Raw genomic sequence first — 14,358 nt, 5'->3', positions numbered from 1 at the left:
GCATGAACCCGAAGCGAAGACTGGCGGCCGTGATCGGTGCGGGCATCGCACCCCTGCTCGCGGTGAGCCTCCCCGCCCAGACGGCCAGCGCGCACGGCTACGTCTCCACGCCCCCCAGCCGCCAGGCCCAGTGCGCGGCCGGCGACGTCGAGTGCGGCCAGATCAAGTACGAGCCGCAGAGCGTCGAGGGCCCCAAGGGCCTGCGCAGCTGCAGCGGCGGGAACCAGCAGTTCGCCGAACTCGACGACGACGGCAAGGGCTGGCGCGTCACCCCGGTCGGCAGCTCGACGCACTTCTCGTGGACCCTGACGGCCCGCCACGCCACCAGCACCTGGCAGTACTTCGTCGGCGGCCAGCAGGTCGCCGAGTTCAACGACGGCGGCGCGCAGCCCGGCGCCACCGTCACCCACCGGGTCGACTTCGGCGGAATCTCCGGGCAGCAGAAGGTCCTCGCCGTCTGGAACATCGCCGACACGGCCAACGCGTTCTACGCCTGCATCGACGTCAACATCGGCGGTGGCGGCGACCCGGGTGACCCCGGAGACCCCGGCGACCCGGACCCGGGCGACTGCACCGCGCCCGCCTGGAACCCCACGGCCACCTACCTCGGCGACGACCGCGTCACCTGGGAGGGCCACACCTGGCGCGCCAAGTGGTGGGTCAAGGGCGACGAACCCGGCACCACCGGCGAGTGGGGCGTCTGGGAGGACCTCGGCCCCTGCGCCTGACCCCTCACCGACCCGCGCCCCGGGGCCGATGCGCCCCCACTCGTGTGGGAACGGCAACCTGATGGCCGTTCCCACACGACCGCGCACGCCCCGGGCGCGGACGCGGACGTCCGGCGCGCCGCGTCAGACCCCCGCGGCCGTACGGTCCAGGGCCAGCCGCGCGTAGAGCGCCGCACCGTCCGCCAGCACCGCGTCGTCGAATGCGGCGTGCGGCGAGTGGTTGTTCGCCGAGGATTCCGGGTCGGCCCCCGCGGGCGGGGCACCGAGCATCGTCATCGCCCCCGGCACCTCGTCCAGGACCCGCGAGAAGTCCTCGGCCCCGGCCAGCGGGTGCGCCATCGACTCGAAACGCTCCTCCCCGTGCAGCTCGGCGACGGTCCGCTGAACGAACGCCGCCTCCCGGGCGTCGTTGACGGTCACGGGGTAGAGCTCGGTGAACTCCGCGTCCACCCGCAGCCCGTGGCCCGAGGCGATGCCCCGGCACAGCTCGACCGTGCCGTCCTTCAGCCGGGCCTGCGTGGCGGGGGAGAACGAGCGGACCGTCGCCTCGAAGGTGGCGGATTCCGGAATCACGTTCTGCTTGGTGCCCGCGTGGAAGCTGCCGACGGTGAGCACGACCGGGTCGAAGACGTCGAAGGTGCGGCTGATCCAGGTCTGCAGCGCGGTCACCATCTCGCACGCCGCCGGGACCGGGTCGGCGGCGCGGTGCGGCATCGAACCGTGCCCGCCCGCGCCCCGGACGGTCACGGTGAGCACGTTCGACGCAGCCATCGCCGGCCCCCCGCGGGTGAAGAACCGGCCGGAGGCGTGCCCCGCCGACAGCACGTGCACCGCGTAGGCGGCGACCGGGCGTGTCCCCGAGGCGTCCAGGACTCCGTCCTCGACCATCAGCCGCGCCCCGTCGAACCCCTCCTCGCCCGGCTGGAACATGAAGACGACGTCGCCCGCCAGCCGGTCCCGGTGAGAGGCCAGCAGACGCGCGGCCCCGGCCAGCATCGCGGTGTGCAGGTCGTGACCGCACGCGTGCATCGTGGACCCGGTCCGGGAGGCGTAGTCCAGTCCGGTGCGCTCCTCGACCGGCAGGGCGTCCATGTCCCCCCGCAGCAACACGGTGGGCCCGGGCCGCGCCCCGCGCAGCACCGCCGTGACGGAACTGAGGCGCCGTCCCGTCGTGACCTCCAGGCCCAGCCCGTCGATCTCGGCCAGCACCTTCTCCTGGGTGCGCGGCAGGTCGAGTCCGGTCTCCGGGTGCTGGTGCAGGGCGCGCCGCAGCCGGACCAGGTCGTCCTGGACGGCGGCGGCGTCCTCGCGCAGATTCATGATGTCCCTCCAGTCGCTCCGTACGGGGTCGGTCCGGCCGTCAGGCGTGCGCCGGGCGGCGGATGAGGAAGGTCGCTGCGAAGGAGACGGCGCACGCCGCCGCCGCGAGCCACGGCACCAGCGCGATGTGTCCGGCGCCGGCGAGTGCCTCCGCGACCATCGGGAACGTGCCGCCGAACAGTCCGACGGCGGCCGTGAACGGCAGGCCCATCGCGACCACCCTGATCTGCACCGGGAACAGCCGGGCGAAGAAGACGTTGAACAGGGCCAACGGTGCGGCCAGGCACAGCAGGTGCACAACCGTCGCCACCCACACCGGCAGCACTTCGGCCCCCATCGCGTGGAAGACGGGCACGGTGCAGACAGCCAGGAGCCCCAGCCCGGTGCGCACGGTCCGGGTGGATCCGAGGCGGTCCGCCAGGATGCCGGACGCGGCCATCGCGACGATCAGCAGCGTGAGCGGCACCAGCATGGCGGCCGTGCCCTCCGCGCCGGAGCTGAGACCGAGCCGTTCGGCGTACTGCGGCAGGTAGGTGGTGCCGAAGTAGTAGCTGACCGTGATGCCGAGCGTCGTCAGGAACACGGCGGTCATGTTCCGCGCCGAGGCGCGGAACAGCGCGCGCCGCTCCGCCGCCGCCACCGCGGACGGGGCGTCCGTCGCTCCGGCGGTGAACTCCTCGGACTCCCGCGCGGTGCGCCGCACCCACAGCGACAGCAGGCCCAGGAGACCCGCCACCACGAAGCCGATGCGCCAGCCGCCGTCCGCCACGCCGTCCTCGCCGAGCACGGCCAGCATCACCGTCAGTACGCCGAAGCACAGGATGTTGCCCAGGATGATGCCGCTGTAGCTGATGCCGCTGTAGAGGAAACGGAGCCTCTTCGGCGCGGTCTCGGTGACGTACGCGGCGACGCTCGGGTTCTCCCCGCCCATCGACAGGCCCTGGACCAACCGGATCGCGACCAGCAGGAGCGGCGCCAGCACCCCGATCTGCGCCGCCGTGGGCAGCGCCGCCAGCAGGAACGACGCACCGGAGATGAGGATCATCGACAGCATCAGACCGAAGCGGCGCCCCCGCCGGTCGCTGATCCGGCCGATGACGTAGGAGCCGAAGGGCCGGACCACGAACCCGACCGCGAAACCCAGGTAGGCGCCCAGCAGCTTGGCCACCGGATCGTCGCCGGGGAACATCTCCGAGGCGAAGTACGGGGCGAGGACGGCGTAGATCGTCCAGTCGAACGACTCCACGACGCCGCCGACCGTGGCGGCCAGCAGCTCCCGCCGTCCGTTCCCACTCCCCGCTCTCGGGCCCTTCGTCGCGGGCGGTGCGGCTGTCGCCTGTGCGGACACCGAGCCGGCGTCGGCCATGGTGTGTCTCCCTGTCGGTGGAGTGCGGCGCGCCGACCGGGGCGTGGGCCCCGGAGCACGCGGGTTGCAGGAAAAGGTGGAGGGCGACGACGGATACGGGAAGGTCTACGCTACACATCGCAGGAATCCCGCAGAACCAACGTCGGAACGCAGGATATGGACACCTCCGATCACCCTCCCGGGCCGACGACCGGCCCTCTCAACGCCCACGACGAAGCGCTGATCCACGCGCTCCAGATGGCTCCCCGGGCCTCCTGGAGCCTGCTCGGCAAGGTCCTCGGAGCGGATCCCGTGACCGTGGCCCGCCGGTGGGAGCGGCTGCACGGCACCGGGCGTGCCTGGATCACCGCATACCCCGGGCTCTCCCTGCGCAAGAGCCTCGAAGTGGCGCTGGTGGAGGTCGACTGCCGGGCCGGGCGTGTCGAGGCCGTCGCCGACGCCCTCGCGCGGGAACCCCAGATCGTCACGGTCGAGCACATGGCGGGCGGCCGGGACCTGCTGGTCACCGTCTTCGCCCCCGGGCTCACCGGCATGTCGAGGCTCATCCTGGACCGGATGTCGCGGCTGCCGGGAGTCGTCGGGACCCGTGCCCAACTGGCCACCCAGGTGTTCGGCGACGGCAGCCGATGGCGGCTGCGGAGCCTCACCGAGCAGCAGCAGAGCCGCCTCCGGGCCGCTGCGCCCGCGCCCGGCCCCGCCCCCGGTTCCGGCCCGGGTCCCGGCCCCGGCCCGGGCCCGGGTTTCGCAGCGGGCCGTACGACCCTGCGCCCCGACGCCGTCACCCGTGCGCTGATCCCCGCCGTCGCCGCCGACGGACGCCGCTCCGCGTCGGAACTGGCCGCAGTGGCGGGCGTGAGCGCGGCGACGGTTCGGCGCAGGCTCCACCAGCTGATCGAGGCCCGCGACCTCGTACTGCGCTGCGAGGTCGCCCGCGAGCTCACAGAGTGGCCGGTGTCGGCCACCCTGTGGGCGAGGGTCCCGGCCGACCGGGTCGCCGCGACGGCACGCGGCCTGCTGTCCATGGCGGAGGTCCGCCTCTGCGCCTCCGTCACCGGACCGCAGAACCTCCTCTTCACCGTCTGGCTGCGTTCCGTCGCCGACGTGCAGCGCCTCGAGGCCCAGCTCGCCGAGCACCTGCCCGAGCTGACCCTGGTGGACCGCGCCATCGCGCTCCGGCAGACCAAGTTGATGGGCCGCCTGATCAACCCCGCGGGCCGCGCGGTGGACGTCGTCCCCCTGGACATCTGGGCCCCCGGCTGACTCCGACCTGAGACCGGAGTTGGATAGAGAAAGACGTCTCTGTAGCCGGCGTCTACGTAGCTGGCATCTACGAAGATGTCGGCTACAGAGAAGGGAGCCTCGTCGCCCCTGCCGGTGCGGGCGTGCCCGCGCGCGAGTCGTGCAGCGAGTGGGATGCCGCTCAGTGTGATTGTCGGTCTGCCTGGCGTCCGTTCACGTCGTACTCCGCCCAGACCGTCTTGCCGGGCGCGCCGACGCGGCGGCGGTAGTCCCAGCGCGACGCGAGAGCGTCGACCAGGACGAGGCCGCGGCCCCGGGCGGAGTCGGTGGGCGGGGTCAGGGCGACCGGGAGGCGTTCGGAACGGGTGTCCGTCACCTCGACACGGACGGTCGCCGGGCCCACCGTCGAGAGATCGAGGCGGAAGTCCCGCCCGGCCACACGGCCATGGCACGCGGCGTTGTTGCACAGCTCCGCGACGATCAGCGTGAGCGCGTCGTGTGCGGTGCCGCCGTAGGGCAGCCCCCACGTGTCGAGCCATTCCCCGGCAAGGCGCCGGGCGAGCCGCGCCCCGCGGGGAGTGGAGCTGAAGAGCATGCTGAAGTGCCGTGCGGGCCGCAGAAAGTCGCTCCTGCGGTCCGAGGGGGCGGGGCGAACGGGGGAGCTGAACTCACTGGTCATGCCCTCACCGTTCCGCCCGACGGCGTAGCGTGACCAGGGGTGACCCGCTGCACATGAGCGTTTGTGTGCGGTGCCCTGCGGCCTGTGTGCGGTGAGCGGCGTGACGGGCCGTCACCTCAGGGCGTTGGCCCGGCAGAGGCGGTTGCGTGGGGACGAGAGGTGCCATGGGGAACGGTGAGTACGAAGGCGCGGGAGACCGTCCGGACGACGAGGGCGGGACGGGCGTCGTCACCGCCTTCGGGCGGCAGTTGAAGCTGCTCCGGACGCGTGCGGGCCTGGACCGCTCCGAATTCGGCAGCAGCACGGGCTATGCGGCCCCGACCATCGCGGCGTTCGAGCAGGGACGCCGCATCCCGCCGGCCCGGTTCATCGACCGCGCCGACGAGGTCCTGGACGCCGGGGGAGTGCTCAGGGCCCTGAGGGAAGAGGTGCTCCGGGCCCAGTACCCGTCGTACTTCCGGGACGCGGCAAGGCTGGAGGCGGGTGCTGTCGGCGTGTGCGTCTACGCGGCACATCTCGTTCCCGGACTGCTGCAGACGGAGGACTACGCCAGGGCGGTCTTCCAGTGGCAGCGGCCATTGCTGGAGGAGGACGTGATCGAGCAGCGGCTCGCTGCCCGCATGGCACGCAAGGAGGTCTTGAGCCGTCACCCGGCTCCACTGCTGAGCTTCGTGATCGAGGAAGCGGTCCTGTACAGAACCGTCGGTGGCTCTGCGGTACTCGACGGGCAGCACGACCACCTTCTCGACCTCGGACAAGCCCGCAACGTCGAGATTCAGGTCATGCCGACCACCTGCAAGGATCATGCAGGTCTCGGAGGCCCGTTCAACCTGATCCAGACCGAGGACGGGCGCCGCATCGCCTACACGGAGGTTCAGGACGACAGCCGTCTCTACACGGACCGACGCAAGGTCCACGAACTGGAGGCGCGCTATAACCTGTTGAGGTCGCAGGCACTCACTCCCAGTGAGTCGCTGGCCTTCGTCGAGAAACTGCGGGGAGACGCATGACACTTCAGGGCGCCGAGCCGACCGTGCCCGAGTCTGCTTGGTCGAAAAGCAGCTACAGCAGTGGTGGGGGCGGCGAATGCGTGGAGGTCGCCACCGCCCTCGCCACCGTGCACGTGCGTGACTCGAAGAACCCTGACGGGCAGGTACTCACCGTCAGCCCGGCGGCCTGGAGCCCTTTCGTCCGGCTGGTCGGCGAACGGCTCGGCTGACCGTCTCGGTCTGCGGCTGGAAGGCAAGGTAGAGGCATGCCCGCGTACGCGACGATGCCGTTCCACCTGGAGACCGAGCGGCTGCTTCTACGGCCGTGGGCCGAGTCGGACGCCGAACCGCTCCGCGACCTCCAGTCCGAGCGCGGCAACGGGACGCCGACTCTTGAGCACACCCGGGGGGTCATCGCGAAGCAGCTCGCCGCAGCGGCGACGACGGGGATCGCCCTGCTGCCCATCGAGCGCCGCAAGGAAGGCGACTTCATCGGCTACTGCGGGCTGATCGTCGGTCGTACCACCGTGGAGGAGCCCGAGATCGCGTACGAGCTGTTCCGGAGCGTGCACGGGCACGGCTACGCCACCGAGGCGGCCACCGCGGTGCTCGGCGCCGCGACGGCGACCGGGCGGCAACGCCTCTGGTCCACCGTCGGCACGTGGAACACGCCGTCGCTCCGTGTCCTGGAGAAGCTGGGGTTCGCGCGTGACCACGTCTCCACCGAGGACAGGGGCGACGTCGTATGGCTCACCCGCGCACTGTCGTGACGTGGGCCGGAGGCCCAGCGCAACGGTGACCGCCTGCTCCGGGGCAGCGTGTACGGGCTCGCGGGCCGGTGACGGCGAAGCGTGGAGTCGTCGCCGGCCGTGACGAAGTGGCCGGCCTCTGTGAACCGCCTTATGGTCGATGCGTGGCGGAACCGAAGCGGCTCAGCCCCGACGACGCCCGGCTCCTCGCGCTCGAGTCGGCGGCGATCGCCGGCCACACGCTGAAGATGATCGTGGTCGAGCCCGGCCACGACGCGATGGACCTCGACCGGCTGCGCGCCCACGTCGACGCACGCCTCGGCGCCGGGTCACGCGGCCGCGAGCGGGTGGCGCTGCCCGAACCGCACTGGATCACCGACGACGCGTTCGACGTCGCCGCCCACGTGCGCCGCCGCGACGGCACGGCCGGGATCGACGAGCGCGGCGCGTGGGCGGTGGCGGGTGAGCTGATGTCCGAGCGCCTGGATCACCGTCGCCCGCTGTGGGCGTTCGACCTCGTCGGTCCGCTCGCCGACGGCCGCGAGGTGATCGTCTCGCGGATCCACCACGCGATGGCCGACGGCATCAGCTGTCTCCGGTTCCTCGACGAGGTCCTGTGGGAGCAGGCGGGCGGCGCCCCTCCTTCGCGCCGGGCCGCGCCCGCCCCGTCGGCTCAGGAGGCGGTCCGCACGCGCCGTCATGAACTGCGACGGCTCCCGGCCACCCTGGTGCGCGAGTTCGGCCACCGGGCGAGGAGGTCCGTCCTCGACCGCGAGATCGGTGCCGCGCGCGAACTGGCCGTCACCTCCGTGCCGCTCGCCGAGCTGAAGGCGATCGGCACCCTGCGACCGACCCGGGCCACGGTCAACGACGTCCTGCTCGCCTCCGTCTGCGGCGGTCTGCGCGCCTGGCTGGGCACCGTCGGCGGCCATGCCGTCCGGCTCCGCGCCCAGGTCCCGGTCAGCCTCCACCACCGCGAAGAGGACCCGGCCGACTTGGGCAACCGCGACTCGTTCCTGAACGTCGACCTGCCGCTCGCCGAGCGCGATCCGCTGGCCCGGCTCGACCGGATCAGCGGCGAGACCGCAGTCCGCAAGGCGGCAGGTGACGCTCAGGAGCTCTACGACCTGTTCCACGCGCTCGCCCGCTGCTCGCCGTTGGAGCGTGCCGCCGGACGCATCGCCGCCGGCCCGCACGAGTTCAGCCTCGCGATCTCCAACGTGCCCGGCCCGCGCGGCGCGCTCACGGTGGTCGGGCGGCCGGTGGGAGCCCTGCACTCGGTCGCCGAACCCGCGCAACGGCACGCCCTGCGGGTCTCGGCGCTCTCCTACGCGGGAACCGTCGCCGTCGGCGTGTGCACCGACCCCGAGGCACTGCCCGGCATCTCGGGCCTGGCCGACGCCATCGGCGCCTCCCTCACCGAACTGCGTCACGCCGTCTACGGCTGACACCCGCCGGCCCCTCGGAGTCACCGTCCGGCCCAGGCGTAGCTTCGCCGGGGACCCCCCAGTGCACCCCGACGTGGCGCAAGGCGTCCGGGAAGAGGAGCAGCCCCTCGGCGAATGCGCTGGACCGGGGGGCGGCAACAGATTGTGATCGCACGATACGATCGGCGTGACTTTTCGAACGTAGCAGGGGGGCGATGGCTGTGCTGTCGGATGACGTCGAGGAGCCGAGCGAGGTGCTGGCCCAGGCGCAGGCGACGCTGGGGGAGTTCCGGCGTTCGCTTGTGCTGGTGCCGATCCGGGACGGCGGGATCCTGACCGGGGATCAAGGTGGGGTGCGGTGGATCTATGCCTTCACCGACACGGACACACTGACGGCGTTCGCCCAGGTGCGGGGCGAGGGCGGGGAATGGGAGTTCCGCCGAGTGTACGGAGCCCGGCTCCTCGACGAGACGGTCGGCGAGGTCCCCGGCCCGTGCGGGGTGGCGGTCGACGTGGGCAGCGAGGGGGCGTTCGTCCTGCCTCCTGCGCCGGGCATCGTTCCGGATACGGCGGCCGTGACCGAGGAATCCGAGGGGGCGTCGGCATGAGCGGTGGGTACACGTTCGACCCGGAGGCGGCCAAACAGGTCGAGCAGGGGCTGCGGGCGGCGACGGCAGAGCTTGAGGAGACGGGGTACTTCTCGATCGCGGCGCAGCAGGGGCACGGTTTCCAGTCCCTGTCGATGTCGGGGATGGAACTGGGCTCCCATGAGCTCGCCGATGTGTTCGGGCAGTTCTGCGACCGTTGGTCGGCGGCGGTGCACGGGAACATGCAGGGCCTGAACAGCATCGCCGTCAAGCTCGGGTTGTCGGCGGGGCTGTATCACGAGCAGGAGCAGTATGTGAACGACACCCTCAAGGAGGTGGCGGTCACCGCCGGCTCGTACGACCCGTCCCAGGGCCTCGCGGAGGGCGGCGACGCGGCGGACAAGTCCTGGGACGAGGTGCGGGAAAGCATCGGATCCGGTGCCGCGGAGCCGGATCTGGCGGAGCCGGACTGGGACGGGATGGGGGATCAGTGGGAGCAGGTGGGCGAGGACTTCTCGACCTCGCCCTGGCAGGACGTCGCAGGGCCGGGTCGGTGGGACGACTCGGACTGGCAGTGGGACGGACCGCCGCCCGAGCCGGAAGGCCGGCAGCAAGACGGGCAGGACCAGAACGACGGGGGGAAGTAGCCGGTGGGGTTCGACGACATAACCGGTGCGTTCGAGGACGGCGCCCAGATCCTCGGTGAAGGCGTCGAGTGGGTCGGAGACAAGACTGCCGACGGGTTGGAGAAGGTCGGTCTCGACGGCGCGGCGGAAGGAGTCCGTGACGCCGGCGAGTGGACGGCGGACACACTCGGCGCCGACGTGGCCGAACGCCAGTTGGGTGAGACGGACGACCCGAAGGAGATCGTCCACGGTGACGTGGAGGGGGTCACCGAACGCGCGGAGCATCTGCGGGATTTCTTCAAGGCCTTCGACAAGCTCGGCTCAGGGCTCAAGCGCCTCGACGTACACGGCTGGAAAGGAGAGGCGGGCGACGCGTTCCGGGCCGAACTCGAGCCTCAGCCGAAGTTCTGGATCCAGGCCGCGGACGCGTGTGAGGCGGCCGCCAAGGAGTTCGTGGGCTACGCCTCCACCCTGCAGTGGGCCCAGCGTGAGGCCAAGGAAGCCATAGCGCTGTACAAGAAGTCCAAAGCGTCCTCGGACAAGGCCGTGGACGCCCACAACCAGAAGGTCGACGCGTACAACGCGAAGATCGACGCAGGGGAGGAACCCGGCCCCAAGCCGCCCCCGTTTGAGGACCCGGGCGAGGAGGGCGTGAAGAAGGCGCGGCACATGGTGGAGGAGGCCCGCCACCAGCGCGACGACGCCGCCCGCCGCGCGACCAGCGCCTTCAAGGGCCTGGTGGAGAGCGCCCCGGAGATGCCTGGGGGCTGGGAGATGCTCAAGTCCATGGGCCGGGACCTGGTCGGGGGCATGGCTCTGAACAGCATGCACCTGGCCGGCGGCATCATGAAGGGCCTGGGGACGACCGTGGGGATCGTCCGCATGCTCAACCCGCAGGATCCGTACAACATGACGCATCCGAACCAGTACCTGATGAACCTCAACGGCTTCACCACGGGCCTGGCCTCCACGGTGGCCCACCCTGAACGCCTGGCAGGCGTCGTCTCGAACCAGAACTGGCGCGACCCCGCAGAAGCGTTCGGAAAGATCGCCGTCGACCTGGTGGGCGGCAAAGGATCAGGCGGCGCCATCAAGGGTGGATTGAAGGGTGGGCTGAAGGCAGGCGCCAAGGAGGCCGCCGAGCAGGGGGCCAAGCAGGGCGCGCGCAAGTCGGTGAGCGAGCGCCTCAACGACCTGGCGCGCGACCTGAACTGCAAGGTGCTGCGCAATGAGCCGGTCGATATGGCCACCGGTCGCATGGTCCTCCCCGCCACGGACGTGTCCCTGCCGGGAACGATGCCGCTGGAGTTCACCCGCACCTTCGAGTCGGCCTACCGCAACGGCGGCTGGTTCGGCCCCGCCTGGGCCTCCACCATCGACGAACGCCTCGAGATCGACGCCGAAGGCGTCATTCACGTTGCCACTGACGGAAGCGTGCGCGCCTACCCCCACCCCGCCCCGGGTCTGCCCGTCGTCCCAGTCAAGGGCGTGCCGTGGCGGCTCGACCGCGAACCGGACGGTTCTTACCGCCTGTACGACCCGCTCACCAGGGTCACCCGCACCTTCGAACCCCCCGCGGGCGCGGCCCCGGGCGACGACGGCCTCGCCAAGCTCGCCTCCATAGCCGACGCACAGGGGAACTGGATCTCGGTCGAATGGGACCTCGGCCAGCCGCACTCCCTGACCCACTCCGGCGGCTACGAGCTCCAGTTCACCTGCGCCGGCGGCCGCATCACCCACCTCGCCCTCGCCACGCTGGAAGGCCCGGTCAAGCTCCGCACCTACGGCTACGACGACCGCGGATTCCTCACCTCGGTCGCCGACTCCGAGGACCGCGCCACCTTCTATCAGGTGGACGAGCGGGGCCGCATCGTCACGTGGACCGACACCAACGACCGCTCGTTCTCCTACACCTACGACGACGAAGACCGTTGCATCCACCACGCAGGCGAAGCCGGACACCTCGCGGCCCGCTTCGAATACGGCCTGGACAGCCCCCAACCCGGCTGCACGACGACCCGCGTCACCGACTCCCTCGGGCACGCGTCCCTGTTCACCGTCGACGCCCAGCTCCGTGTCATCGCCGAAACCGACCGCGCCGGTCGTACCACCCGCACCACCCACGACGACCACCACCGGCCCCTGACGGTCACCGACCCTCTCGGTGCCACCACGACGTACACCTACGACGAACTGGGCCGCCCGCTGAGCGTGGAGCGGCCCGACGGCACCACTGCCTCAGTCGATTACGACGACGCAGGGAACCCCACCGAGCTGCGCGACCCCGACGGCGCGGTCACCCGCCGCGCCTACGACGAGGCCGGCCGACTCCTCTGGACTACTCGCCCGGACGGCGCTACGACGGCGCTGGCCTACGACACAGCCGGTCGTGTCGCCCAAGTCACCGACCCGCTGGGACAGGTCACATGTGTGGAGAGCAACGCGGCTGGTCTGCCTCTCTCGGTCACCGATCCGCTCGGTAACACGACCGCATATCGGCGGGATGCCTTCGGCCGTCCGACTGTGATGACGGACCCACTGGGCAATGCCACGGTCATGAGCTGGGCCCCCGAGGGCAAGCTCGCCCGTCGTACCGACGCAGACGGCGCGGTGCAGTCGTGGGAGTGGGACGGCGAAGGAAACCTCCTGTGTCACACCGACCCCATGGGCGGCGTCACCGAGTACACCTACACCCACTTCGACGTGCTCGAGACCCGCACCGACGCCGACGGTGCACGCCACCGGTTCGCTTACGACACCGAGCTGCGCCTGCGGCAAGTCACCAACCCGCAGGGCCTCACCTGGGAGTATGAGTACGACTGCACGGGCCTCGTGATCGGAGAGACCGACTTCGACGGCCGCCGCCTGTCCTACTCGCATGACGAGGTCGGTCGGCTTCGTATGCGGTCCAACGTGCTTGGCCAGTCAGTCACCTACCAGCGTGACCAGCTCGGTCGCATCACCAGCAAGAACACCGACGGGGACGAGACCCGCTATGTCTACGACCCTGCGGGCCGCCTGACCGTGGCTGAGGCTCGGGGGTCCGAGTTGGTCATGCAGCGCGACCGCATGGGCCGATTGCGGACGGAGATGCTCGAAGGACGCATCCTTACCTTCGACCGCGACGCACTCGGCCGACCGGTTCGCCGGACCACTCCGTCCGGAGCGGTCACCTGTTACGTGTATGACGCAGCGGGCCACCGCATCAGCGTCGACATCGAAGGCCACACCCTTGGTTCCACCTTTGACACCGCCGGTCGCGAAACCGAGCGACGTGTCGACGCGGCTCTTACCTGGGCCAACGATTGGGACCCCGTCGGTCGCCTCCTCACTCAGACGATCACCGCTGACAGCATCACGAGCGACCCGTGCGCCGGTAAGCAGGAGGGCGGTGCCCTGGTGCGGGACCAGGCATACGAGTACCGGTCCGATGGCTACTTGACCGCCCTCACCGACCGCCTCAACGGTTCCCGTCGCTTCCGCCTCGACCGCGCCGGCCGCGTCACCCAGGTCACCGGCCAAGGCTGGACCGAAACTTATGCCTACGACACCGGGGGCAACCTGACCCAAGCCGCCTGGCCCGCAACTCACGGCGAATCCGCCCTCGGCGCGCGGGAGTTTTCCGGGACCCGGGTCACGAAGGCCGGGCGCTGGACGTACGTCCACGACGAAGCCGGGCGCGTCATCGAACGTCGCAAGACCCGCCTCTCCCGCAAGCCCGATGTCTGGCGCTACACCTGGGACGCCGAGGACCGCCTCACCACCTGCACCACTCCGGACGGCACCACCTGGCGGTACCGCTACGATCCGCTCGGTCGCCGTGGGGCAAAACAGCAACTCGACGCCGACGGCAACGTGGCTGAGGAGACTGTATTCGCCTGGGACGGCACGCAGGTGATCGAGCAATCCACCACGACGGGTGCCGGCTCCCGGCCGGTCGCGATGACCTGGGAGTACGACGGCCTTTCTCCTGTCGTCCAGGCCGAGCGAGCCCTTGACCCCGACACCCAGAAAGTGGTTGACGCCCGCTTCTTCGCCATCATCACCGACCTCGTCGGCACCCCTACCGATCTCGTGACCGCCGAAGGGGACCTCGCCTGGCGCACTCGGAGCACGCTTTGGGGCATCACTGCCGTCGCCCGGGACAGCACTGCCCACACCCCGCTTCGGCACCCAGGCCAGTACGCGGATCCGGAGACAGGCTTCAACTACAACCTCTTTCGGCATTACGACCCGGCGACAGCGAGGTATGGGAGCCCTGACCCTTTGGGCCTTGTTGCCGGACCGAACCACAGGGCCTGGGTACGCAACCCATGGAAGCAAGTAGACCCGCTGGGCCTGAAATGCGAGGACATCCTTCCTGAGGCCGAGAATATTGCTCAGCACGCCAATGAACGCTTCAGTCAGGGTGCTCTCGACCATCACGTAAAGAACGTACCCCAAGATAAGTTGGCCGAGTACGTAAACAACGTGCTGAATAATGAGATCGACGGCATCATTCCCAAGTATGGTCTGGATAGAGGGCGCAGTGCGTACTGGGATCCCGAAACAGGGGCGGTAGTGATTGAGGACCCCGGTAGCCCGCACGGTGGCACGGTCTTCACGCCGCAGGAAGGTAGATCCTACTTTGATAACGAAGTGGAGTAGC

12 protein-coding genes are annotated in these 14,358 nt (G+C 70.4%); 9 read left to right on the top strand and 3 right to left on the bottom strand.

Going from position 1 to position 14,358, the window contains the following annotated elements; genetic code table 11:
• Positions 1-2 precede the first annotated feature (2 nt).
• On the top strand, positions 3-728 hold the full coding sequence (locus tag RM572_RS15045; protein ID WP_311673851.1) for a lytic polysaccharide monooxygenase: 726 nt from the start codon (positions 3-5) through the stop codon (positions 726-728).
• 123 nt (positions 729-851) lie between these two features.
• Here the strand turns inward: RM572_RS15045 and RM572_RS15040 are convergent, their stop codons facing one another.
• Both RM572_RS15040 and RM572_RS15035 read right to left on the bottom strand, forming a co-directional pair.
• Positions 852-2,048 carry a M20 metallopeptidase family protein gene (locus RM572_RS15040; protein ID WP_311673850.1) on the bottom strand — a complete coding sequence of 399 codons (1,197 nt, stop codon included), beginning with the start codon at positions 2,046-2,048 and terminating at the stop codon, positions 852-854.
• Positions 2,049-2,088: 40 nt separating this feature from the next.
• Complete coding sequence (locus RM572_RS15035; protein ID WP_311673849.1) at positions 2,089-3,414, bottom strand: MFS transporter; 1,326 nt, start codon at positions 3,412-3,414, stop codon at positions 2,089-2,091.
• A gap of 156 nt (positions 3,415-3,570) precedes the next feature.
• On the opposite strand from RM572_RS15035, the gene RM572_RS15030 reads away from it, so the two are divergent.
• Positions 3,571-4,674: an Lrp/AsnC family transcriptional regulator gene (locus tag RM572_RS15030; RefSeq protein ID WP_311673848.1), complete on the top strand. Its 1,104-nt coding sequence runs from the start codon at positions 3,571-3,573 to the stop codon at positions 4,672-4,674.
• 160 nt (positions 4,675-4,834) lie between these two features.
• On the opposite strand, the gene RM572_RS15025 is transcribed toward RM572_RS15030, so the two are convergent.
• Positions 4,835-5,332: an ATP-binding protein gene (locus RM572_RS15025; protein ID WP_311673847.1), complete on the bottom strand. Its 498-nt coding sequence runs from the start codon at positions 5,330-5,332 to the stop codon at positions 4,835-4,837.
• A gap of 164 nt (positions 5,333-5,496) precedes the next feature.
• Here RM572_RS15025 and RM572_RS15020 point away from each other — a divergent pair, with 164 nt between their 5' ends.
• From RM572_RS15020 to RM572_RS14990, 7 genes are all read left to right on the top strand, one after another.
• Positions 5,497-6,342: a helix-turn-helix domain-containing protein gene (locus tag RM572_RS15020; protein ID WP_311673846.1), complete on the top strand. Its 846-nt coding sequence runs from the start codon at positions 5,497-5,499 to the stop codon at positions 6,340-6,342.
• On the top strand, positions 6,339-6,551 hold the full coding sequence (locus RM572_RS15015; RefSeq protein ID WP_311673845.1) for a DUF397 domain-containing protein: 213 nt from the start codon (positions 6,339-6,341) through the stop codon (positions 6,549-6,551). Before RM572_RS15020 ends, RM572_RS15015 begins: the two co-directional genes overlap by 4 nt.
• Positions 6,552-6,587: 36 nt before the next feature.
• Complete coding sequence (locus RM572_RS15010) at positions 6,588-7,091, top strand: GNAT family N-acetyltransferase (RefSeq protein ID WP_311673844.1); 504 nt, start codon at positions 6,588-6,590, stop codon at positions 7,089-7,091.
• 143 nt (positions 7,092-7,234) lie between these two features.
• On the top strand, positions 7,235-8,518 hold the full coding sequence (locus RM572_RS15005; RefSeq protein ID WP_311673843.1) for a wax ester/triacylglycerol synthase domain-containing protein: 1,284 nt from the start codon (positions 7,235-7,237) through the stop codon (positions 8,516-8,518).
• A gap of 194 nt (positions 8,519-8,712) precedes the next feature.
• Positions 8,713-9,105 carry an SseB family protein gene (locus tag RM572_RS15000; protein ID WP_311673842.1) on the top strand — a complete coding sequence of 131 codons (393 nt, stop codon included), beginning with the start codon at positions 8,713-8,715 and terminating at the stop codon, positions 9,103-9,105.
• Positions 9,102-9,731, top strand: a complete 630-nt coding sequence (locus RM572_RS14995) for a hypothetical protein (protein WP_311673841.1) — start codon at positions 9,102-9,104, stop codon at positions 9,729-9,731. The genes RM572_RS15000 and RM572_RS14995 overlap by 4 nt, the downstream gene beginning before the upstream one ends.
• 3 nt (positions 9,732-9,734) lie before the next feature.
• On the top strand, positions 9,735-14,357 hold the full coding sequence (locus RM572_RS14990) for a putative T7SS-secreted protein (protein ID WP_311673840.1): 4,623 nt from the start codon (positions 9,735-9,737) through the stop codon (positions 14,355-14,357).
• Position 14,358: the final 1 nt, after the last annotated feature.

This window comes from Streptomyces hazeniae (assembly GCF_031845485.1).
Taxonomy (GTDB): Bacteria; Actinomycetota; Actinomycetes; order Streptomycetales; family Streptomycetaceae; genus Streptomyces; species Streptomyces hazeniae.
The sequence above is the reverse complement of the archived record's forward strand: the minus strand, read 5'-3'. Positions and strand labels throughout refer to the sequence as shown.

Coding starts and splice junctions, on each gene's coding strand:
- RM572_RS15000 (WP_311673842.1), top strand. CDS start 8,713: ATGGCTGTGCTGTCGGATGACGTCGAGGAGCCGAGCGAGGTGCTGGCC.
- RM572_RS15040 (WP_311673850.1), bottom strand. CDS start 2,048: ATGAATCTGCGCGAGGACGCCGCCGCCGTCCAGGACGACCTGGTCCGG.
- RM572_RS14995 (WP_311673841.1), top strand. CDS start 9,102: ATGAGCGGTGGGTACACGTTCGACCCGGAGGCGGCCAAACAGGTCGAG.
- RM572_RS15025 (WP_311673847.1), bottom strand. CDS start 5,332: ATGACCAGTGAGTTCAGCTCCCCCGTTCGCCCCGCCCCCTCGGACCGC.
- RM572_RS15035 (WP_311673849.1), bottom strand. CDS start 3,414: ATGGCCGACGCCGGCTCGGTGTCCGCACAGGCGACAGCCGCACCGCCC.
- RM572_RS15015 (WP_311673845.1), top strand. CDS start 6,339: ATGACACTTCAGGGCGCCGAGCCGACCGTGCCCGAGTCTGCTTGGTCG.
- RM572_RS15020 (WP_311673846.1), top strand. CDS start 5,497: ATGGGGAACGGTGAGTACGAAGGCGCGGGAGACCGTCCGGACGACGAG.
- RM572_RS15045 (WP_311673851.1), top strand. CDS start 3: ATGAACCCGAAGCGAAGACTGGCGGCCGTGATCGGTGCGGGCATCGCA.
- RM572_RS15030 (WP_311673848.1), top strand. CDS start 3,571: ATGGACACCTCCGATCACCCTCCCGGGCCGACGACCGGCCCTCTCAAC.
- RM572_RS15010 (WP_311673844.1), top strand. CDS start 6,588: ATGCCCGCGTACGCGACGATGCCGTTCCACCTGGAGACCGAGCGGCTG.